Origin of the sequence: Rhizobacter sp., assembly GCA_021153565.1 — a bacterium.
Classification (GTDB): domain Bacteria; phylum Pseudomonadota; class Gammaproteobacteria; order Burkholderiales; family Burkholderiaceae_C; genus Albitalea.
In genome coordinates, this window is sequence record JAJKJU010000322.1 from 1 (window position 1) to 8,546 (window position 8,546).

General features: G+C 66.4%; 1 protein-coding gene and 1 pseudogene. One reads left to right on the plus strand and one right to left on the minus strand.

Going from position 1 to position 8,546, the window contains the following annotated elements:
- Positions 1-725 precede the first annotated feature (725 nt).
- The gene (locus tag AC30NL_RS20050) at positions 726-7,712 is read right to left on the minus strand and encodes a hybrid non-ribosomal peptide synthetase/type I polyketide synthase (protein ID WP_489465750.1); all 6,987 of its coding nucleotides are present in this window, start codon (positions 7,710-7,712) and stop codon (positions 726-728) included.
- Between the two features lie 339 nt (positions 7,713-8,051).
- Here AC30NL_RS20050 and AC30NL_RS20055 point away from each other — a divergent pair.
- Positions 8,052-8,367 (plus strand): annotated as a pseudogene (locus AC30NL_RS20055) (transposase); the annotation flags it as partial.
- Positions 8,368-8,546 lie beyond the last annotated feature (179 nt).

The window sequence follows — 8,546 nt, forward strand, 5'->3', positions numbered from 1 at the left end:
GGCAAAGACTGCAAGGACGGCCCTGCCGCCGAAGCGCTTGTGCGCGCCAGATCCTGAGGCGCACGCGTTGTCGCACCGGTGGTGCCTGCTGGTCGAAGCGTTTGGCTCGGCGGCTGGGGACTGCTTTGTTCCAGGTGACTGGGAGAACTGGATACGCGGGGAAACCGGGGAAGCATACTGGGTCACTCTGGCTACGGGTGGGGGGGGCGCTGCTCCAGCGCAGATTGATCTTTCTTGATCGGGCGCAGCGACGGCTGAAGACAGCCAAGTACGCACGGTAGCGCTTGACCGGTATCGCACAACGGGCGAGGGCGAAGCGGTGTATATGCAAGCGAACGGGGCCGTAGCGCATTTGTTTGCCCCCCGCTTCTGGTAGTCCGGAACGAGCCTGCCCCGGCTCGCGGGCCCGAGGACCTGCAGCACCCCGAGGCCGACGCAGCCCTTTGTCAGCGCCTGCACACCCCGGGCTATCTCGACGTATGGCGCGGCGAAGATCTGCGCAATCCGTGGCAGTAAGACATTGAGCAGATGGAGGACTCGCCACATGCCCAGGTCGTCCAGTACTGCAGGAGTACGGTGAGCGACGAGACAGCGGGACCGAATCGCTTCGTCTGCAACCGGGCCGGATATCGCCGCTTGCACGCCGAGACCAGGCTCGAATACTTCGGGCTCAAGGTTGAGCTCTACTCGCATGTCGCCGAGCAGCATGCCCGGAGCGTAAATCTTCAATGATTCAGTGGACTGGCGCCGGATTGCACACCGTTCAGGCGGGCGGCAATCAAGCGCGCGCCGGCGCCAACCATCACGCCGTGGTGGTCGCCCGGTACCACCACCACCTCCAGTGCGGACGACACCAGCTCGCGCCAGCCAAGTTCCGGCTCGCCGAACAGCAGCCCGAAACCTTCGGTGCCGCAAAACAGCAACACCTCCCCGTCATATGGCCGCGGCCGGTAACTGCGCAGTGCTTCATCGTTAGCCTGGGTAACGGCCAATAACTGCCGCACGTAATCCTGGTCGGTACCCGCCGGCAGCAGGCCCTGCCGCACCGCCGCTTTCTGGACGTGCACCCGGTGCGCGTCGGCTGGGGTACCGCGCAGCAGCTCCCAATCCATCGACAGCGACGGAAACAGGATGCCGAGCATGACCGCGTCGTCGCTGAGCCAATCCTTGCGCGCCATCTGGCCGTAGGCGCTGTTGCGATACAGCGGCCGCGCGCTGGCGTTCTGCGCGCGTGCGTCAATCAGGGCCAGCAAAGACACGGCGTCGCCCGCCGCAAGCAACTGCTGAGCCATCTCGTAGGCGATGCAACCGCCCATCGAGTGGCCGGCCAGCCGGTACGGCCCGTTCGGCTGCTCGCTCTTGACCAGGCCGATGTAATCGGCAGCCATGTCCTCGATCCGGCGCAACGGTTCCGTTTCGCCTTGCAGGCCGCGGGCCTGGATGCCGTATACCGGTTGATCGGTACCGAGCGCACTGGTCAGCTCCACGTAGCCGGTCGTGTGGCCGCCGTAGGGGTGCACGCAAAAGATCGGCACCAACGTCCCGGACGTGCGCAGCCCCACCAGACGTGAACTGTGCTCCAGCTTGGCGGACCTGAGGACCAGCGCCAATGCGCCAGGCGTCGGATTTTCCAGCAGCAGCGCGCTCGACAAACTGCGCTGAAGAACCTGCTCCAGCTTGATGACAACGGACAGCGTGGACAGCGAGCTGCCGCCCAGGTCGAAGAAGTTTTCGCCCGGGGCCACCACATCGATGCCCAATACTTCCTCGAAGATTGCGCAGACTTGGCGCTCGGTTTTGTCGGTGCGAATAAGCGGCATCGGTTGCGGCGCGGTAGTCGCTTCCCCGCTGGTTCGCGCCGCCTGCGGCCAGTAACGGTGGCGGTCGAACGGATAGACCGGCAAGCCGATGCGCCGGCGCTGCTCGCCCAGGTGCAGCGCGCGCCAGTCCGGTTCGGCGCCGTGGTGCGCCCACACCTGACCGACGCTGTGCAGCAGCGCGGCCCAGTCCGACGGTTCGGAAGTCGTCGCCAGCGTCGGCCCCGCATGGCGCAGGTTGTGGCGCGCGGGATGTCGGCGCAGGATCGCACTGAAGGTCTGGCCCGGCCCCACCTCAAGGTAGATGCCGTCGGGCGTTTCAAGCAGACGTTCGAGCCCCTGCGCGAACAGCACGGTCTGGCGCAGGTGCCGTACCCAGTGCGCCGGATCGGTGGCCTGCTCCGGCGTGACCCAGTCGCCGGTGACGTTGGTGATGTAAGGTATGCGTGGCGCATGCAGTTTGACTTCTGCGACCAGCGTCTGGAACTGCGCCAGCATCGGATCGAGCATCGCCGAATGGAACGCGTGCGACGTTGGAATGCGCTTGAAGCGCAGGCCCGCCGCCGCAACGGCCGGTTCGATGGCGGCGATAGCGCCCGGCGTGCCCGCCAGCACGCATGCCCGCGGGCCATTGACCACCGCCAGGCTAACGCCGTCGTCCAGGAATGGCGTCAGTTGTTCCGGCTGTGCCTCGACCGCCAGCATGGCGCCGGTCGGCAGTTGCTGCACCAACGCGCCGCGTGCGGCGACCAGCTTGAGCGCGTCGGGCAGCGACATGACGCCAGCCAGGCAGGCAACCACGTATTCGCCCAGGCTGTGGCCGATCATGGCGTCGGCCTGCACCCCCCAGTGCATCAACTGGCACGCCAGCGCATATTCGATCACGAACATCGCCGGCTGCGTGATCGCCGTCTGCGCCAGGCGCAAGGCTGCCGCTTCGAGCTGGTCCGCTTGCGCGTACAGCAGCGTGCGCAGGTCGCAGTCGAGCAAGGGCAGCAGCATGCCGGCGCACGCGTCGACGCAGGCGCGAAATTGCGGCGCATCGGCATATAGCTCGCGACCCATATTGACCTTTTGCAGGCCCTGGCCCGGAAACATGAAGGTCACGCGCGGTTTGGCGCCGGGCGCTGCACCGGCGGCAGGCGCGGCTGGGCCCAGCGCCGCCAGCGCCTGCGCGTGGCTCGCGCACGCCACGGCACGGCGCAGCGGCAACTGGGCGCGGCCCAGTTGCAGCGTGCAGGCCACGTCGGCCAAATTGGTCTCGGGATGGGCGCCGAGGTAGGCGGCCAGGTTGGCAGCCAGCGCCGCCAACGCCGGTTCGGAGCGCGCCGACAAGGTCAGCAACTGGACCGGCAAGCCGCCGGCGAGCGAGGGCGCCTGCGCGGCCTGCTCCAAAATCACATGGGCATTGGTGCCGCCGATGCCGAAGGCGCTGACCGCCGCGCGGCGCGGTGTAGCCGTTGCTGGCCAGACGGTCAGCGTGTTATTCACGCGAAAGGGGGTCTGCGCAAGGCCCAGCTTGGGATTGGGCGACTCGAAGTGCAGCGTGGCCGGCACCACGCCGTGGTGCAGTGCCAACGTCGCCTTGATCAGGCCCGCGACGCCGGCCGCCGCGTCGAGGTGGCCGACGTTGGTCTTGACCGAACCCAGCAGGCAATAACCGACGTCGGAGGTGTACCTGCGGTAGACCTGGGTCAGTGCAGCGACTTCGATCGGGTCGCCCAGCGGCGTGGCGGTGCCGTGGGCCTCGACCAGTCCGATGCTGCGCGGGTCGACCCCGGCGCGCTGCAGCGCTTGTTCAATGGCGGCGACCTGGCCGTCCACACTGGGCGCGGTGTAGCCGACCTTGGCGCCGCCGTCATTGTTGATGGCCGAGCCCTTGATCACGGCCCAGATGGTGTCGCCATCGGCCACCGCGTCGGCCAGATGCTTGAGCGCCACCAGCGCGGCGCCGCTGCCACGCACGGTGCCGCCGGCGTCGGCGTCGAACGCGCGGCAGCGGCCATCGGGCGAGAGGATGTGGCCTTCCTGGTACAGGTAGCCGGCACCATGCGGCACCTCGATCGAGACGCCGCCGGCCAGCGCCAGGTCGCAGTCGTCCTGCAGCAGCTGCTGGCAGGCCAGATGCACCGCCACGAGCGAGGTCGAACACGCGGTCTGCACCGACAGCGCCGGGCCGCGCAAGTCGAGCTTGTAGGCCACGCGCGTGGCCAGGAAATCCTTGTCGTTGAGGATGGTGGTCTGGAATAGTTCCGGCGCCGACGCTGGGTTGGTGCTCAGGAAGTGCAGCAGGTACGCCGCGCGGCCGGTGCCGCCGTAGACGCCCACGCGCCCGGCATTGGCGCCGCCGCCGTAGCCGGCGTGTTCCAGCGCCTGCCATGCCACTTCCAGGAACAGGCGATGCTGGGGATCCATCAGCAACGCTTCGCGCGGCGGATAACCGAAGAAGGGCGCGTCGAAGCAATCGACACCGTCGAGCGTGCCCTTGCGCCGGACGTAGCGCGGGTCGCTGCGCAGTGCCGCCTCGACGCCGGCGTTATCGAGCTGCTGGTCGGTCAGCTCTGTAATCGACTCGACCCCGGCGACGAGATTGGCCCAGAATTCGGCGACGCTGTTCGCGCCCGGGAACCTGCCGGCCATGCCGACGATGGCGATGTCGTTACCGTTGCGCATGGGGCGAACGGCGTGCGGCGCCGCCGGCTCGGCTGGTGCGCACTTGGCGTCGGCGCACTCGGTAACGCGCAGGTGCATGGCGAGTAGCCGTATGGTTGGAAAGCGAAACAGGTTGATCGTGGGAACGGTGATGCCCAGCCTTTCCTCCAGCAGCACCTCGACCTTCGCCAGGCCCAGTGAATGCCCACCGACGTCGAAGAAGCTGTCGTCGATGCCCACGGCGGTGACCTCGAGCACCTCGCGCCAGATGGCGGCGATCTGATGTTCCAGCACGTCGCGCGGCATCGCCGCGGTCGGTTCGATGTGGCGCTCGGCAGGCGGCGGCAGCGCGTTCCGGTCGATCTTGCCGTTGGGGGTGATGGGCCAGGCGTCGAGGAACACGAACGCGGACGGCACCATGAAATCCGGCAGGCGCGCCTGAACATGCGCGCGCAAGGCCACGGGGGCGACGGCGGTGCCTTCGTGAACAATGGCGTAGGCGACCAGCGCCTGGTCGCCGCCTGGGCCCAGGCGCGCCAGCACCAGCGACTCGCGAATGCCGGGCCACTCGGCAATCACCGCTTCAAGTTCGCCCAGCTCGATACGAAAGCCCCGAATCTTTACCTGGTGGTCAAGGCGCCCGAGGAACTCCAGGCTCCCGTTGGCCTGACGCCGAACCAGGTCGCCGGTCTTGTACATCCGCTCGCCCGACGGTGAAGTGATGAAGCGCTCGCGCGTGAGTTCGGGGCGGTGAAGATAGCCGCGTGCCAGTCCCACGCCGGCGATGTGCAGTTCTCCCGCCACGCCGATCGGTACCGGCTGCAGATGCCGGTCAAGCACATGCACACGCGTGTTCGGCAACGGCAGGCCGATTCTCACACGCTCTGACTGCGCGTGCAACTGCGACATGGTGGCGCACACAGTCGCTTCGGTCGGGCCGTATGCGTTGAGCATGCGGCGTCCATCGCTCCAGCGGCGCGCCAGCTCGATGCTGCATGCCTCGCCGGCCGTGACCACGGTGCGCAAGGTCGGTACGTCGGCCGGACACAGCAGCGCCAGTACCGACGGTGGCAGGGTGACCACGGTGACGGCGTTGGCGTTGATGGTGTTGACCAGCGCAGGGCCGGGAATCATGTCCATCTTGGGCGCCAGACACAGGCTGGCGCCAGCGCACAGTGTGGTGAAGATTTCGGAAACCGAGGCGTCGAAGCTGAACGATGCGAACTGCAGCACCCGGCTGTCGGGCACGATGGCAAAGCCGTCGATCTGGGCCTGCACCAGGTTGGTCAGGCCCAGGTGCTCCAGCATCACGCCCTTGGGGCGGCCGGTGGAGCCGGAGGTGTAGATCACGTAGGCCAGGTCGCTGGGGCCGGTCGCGGTGCGCAGGTTGTGCGGCGACTCCTTCTCGATGCTGGCCCAGTCGTTGTCCAGGCATACCCGGCGCGCCTCGCTGGACGGCAGCTGGCCGTGCAGCGATGCCTGGGTCAGCAGCAGATGCAAGCCCGCGTCCTCGAGCATGAAGGCCAGGCGATCTTGCGGGTAGGACGGGTCCAGCGGCAGGTAGGCGCCGCCGGCCTTCAGGATGGCTATCACGCCGATCACCAGTTCCGGCTGGCCGCGCTCCATGCTCAGGCCCACCAGTTGTCCCGGTGTCAGTCCCTGGCGCCGCAGGTAGCGCGCCAGCTGGTTGGCGCGGCGATTGAGTTCTCCGTACGACATGGTCTGGCCGTCGTAACGCAGCGCTTCGGCGTTGGGTGTGCGTTCGGCCTGCTGCTCGAACAGGCTGTGGGCGCAGGCGTGGCGGTACGGCGCCTCGGTCGCGTTCCAGGTGGCGCTGGCGAGCTGCGCGCGCGCGGTGACCATGGGCAGGCGGTCGAGCGCCAGGCCAGGCGTCTTGGCCGCGTTGAGAAGCAGTGCCTGGAAGTGCTCGACCAGATGGGTGATGCTGTCGGCATTCCAGAGGCCGGTGTTGTACCAGCAGACCGCGCGCAGCGAACCGTCGACTTCCTCGACCACGAAGTCGAGGTCGAACTTGACGGTGTGCTGCTCGAGCGGATACGAGTCGAGCAGCAGTCCGGACAGGTCGAGCGAAGCGCCGGCCAGGCCCATACGGGCCGCAGCCACGCCCTGCAGGTGGGCCAGTTGCGATTTCTGATAGGTGAACGCGACCTGAAATATGGGGCTGCGCGACAGATCGCGCGGCAGGCCGAGTTTTTCGACCAGCAGTGGGAAGGGAAAGTCCAGGTGTTCGCGCGAGTCGACCAGCACCTTGCGCACCTGGTGCAGAAATTCTGAAAACGTGGTGGCGCCGTCCACCCGGGCGCGCAGGGCGCACGGGCTGGCGAAGTAGCCGACGGTACGCTGGTAGCCCTCGGGTGGGCGGCCGAAGCGCGGCGAACCAACGATCAGGTCATCCTGGCCGGTGTAGCGATACAGCAGGACGTAGAACGCGGCCAGCAACACGGTATAGAAGGTGACGTCTTCCTGGCGCGCGAGGGCCCGTACCTGGGCAGTCAGCTCGTTGCTCAGGGCGAACGCGTGGCCGGCGCCGGTGTGGGTTTGCAGCGCGGGCCGCGGTCGGTCGGTCGGCATGTCCAGGCTGGTGGGCGTGGCAAGTTGCGCATGCCAGTAGGTCCAGTGCTCATCAGCGCGCGGGGAGGCGAGTAGCGCGTTCTGCCAGGCGACGTAGTCGGTGTAGTTCAGGCTGGCCGGCGGCAGTTGAGGCCTGCAGCCCGCGGTGGCGGCGCCGTACAAGATGCCCAGTTCTTCCATCAACACGATCAGGGACCAGGTATCGGTGGCGATGTGGTGACTGTTGAACAGCAGGACGTGGTCTTCGCCGGTATGGGTGAACAGATGGCAGCGAAACACGGGGCCGTTTTTCAGGTCGAACGGGACGTGTGCCTCGGCGCTCAGGCACGCGTGCAGTCGCTGGCTATCCCAGTCGGCGGCGTCAACGTGGGTGAAGCTGACGACGGCGCTGGCGTGCACCAGTTGAACCGGCTCGCCATGGGGCGCGGCGTAGCTTGTGCGCAGGACCGAGTGCCGGTCCACCAATGCCTGGAGGGCTCCGTGGAGAGCATCGACGTCAAGCGCTGTGTTGACGGACCAGGCCATCGGTAGGCCGTATTCGGCGCCGGATGGGTTCATATTCCACAAGAACCACATGGCGCGCTGCCCGTGGGAGAGGCTGGTTGTTGTGGACGCGGCGTGCTTGTTCTCGTCGGATGAAAGACGATGCATGGTGGGTTCTCTATTGGTATGGCGCGCAACGGCGCGCCAGGCGGTGCCGATTGCGATGCGCAAAACCGCAAAATCGGCGCCGGGTCAAGGCTTCGACAGGGGCCGTAGAGCCTGAAACCCTTCTGTCGCGCAGACTCCTAGAGCGCTTGGCAGGCCATGCCGACGCGCGCACCTTGAGATGCAATCTTCATTTCTTCGTGCTCCCTGAACAAACATCGCTTGGGCGACGTTTGCGCGAGCATCGCACGCGGGGCAGTGGGTGAGTACCTGCCATCTATTACAGGTCGCCGCCGTAGGTGCGCCGATGCCCTCAGCTATGCGGCATTCACTGCAAGGGTCTATGCGCTGGACTCCACTACCATCGACCTGTGCCTGAGCCTGTTCGATTGGGCGCCGTTTCGCTCGACCAAGGCCGCCATCAAGCTGCACACGCTGCTGGACCTGCGTGGCTCGATCCCTGCATTCATCCACATCAGCCGACGGCAAGCTGCACGACGTGAACGTGTTGGACGTCCTGCCCGTGGAGGCGGGTGCTTTCTATGTGATGGATCGCGGCTACGTCGACTTCGAGCGTCTTTACGCGATGCAACCGAAACGGAACAGTTCAAGCACACGGAAGCGAAGAAGCTATCGAGCATGGTCTGCTGCGATTGATTTCGCATCGTCAAGGCGCCGATCAGTGCAGGCAGTGGCAGCTCGCGGCTGCGGGTGAAGGCATTGGGAAGTCGGGGTATCGCGCGATCTGCGCAAAGTCATCGCTGGCAATTCGTTCAGACAACTCCAGCATCAAGTGCTGTATGAATTCACAGTATTGAGGCCGCCATATTGATCAAC

Coding starts and splice junctions, on each gene's coding strand:
- AC30NL_RS20050 (WP_489465750.1), bottom strand. CDS start 7,712: ATGCATCGTCTTTCATCCGACGAGAACAAGCACGCCGCGTCCACAACA.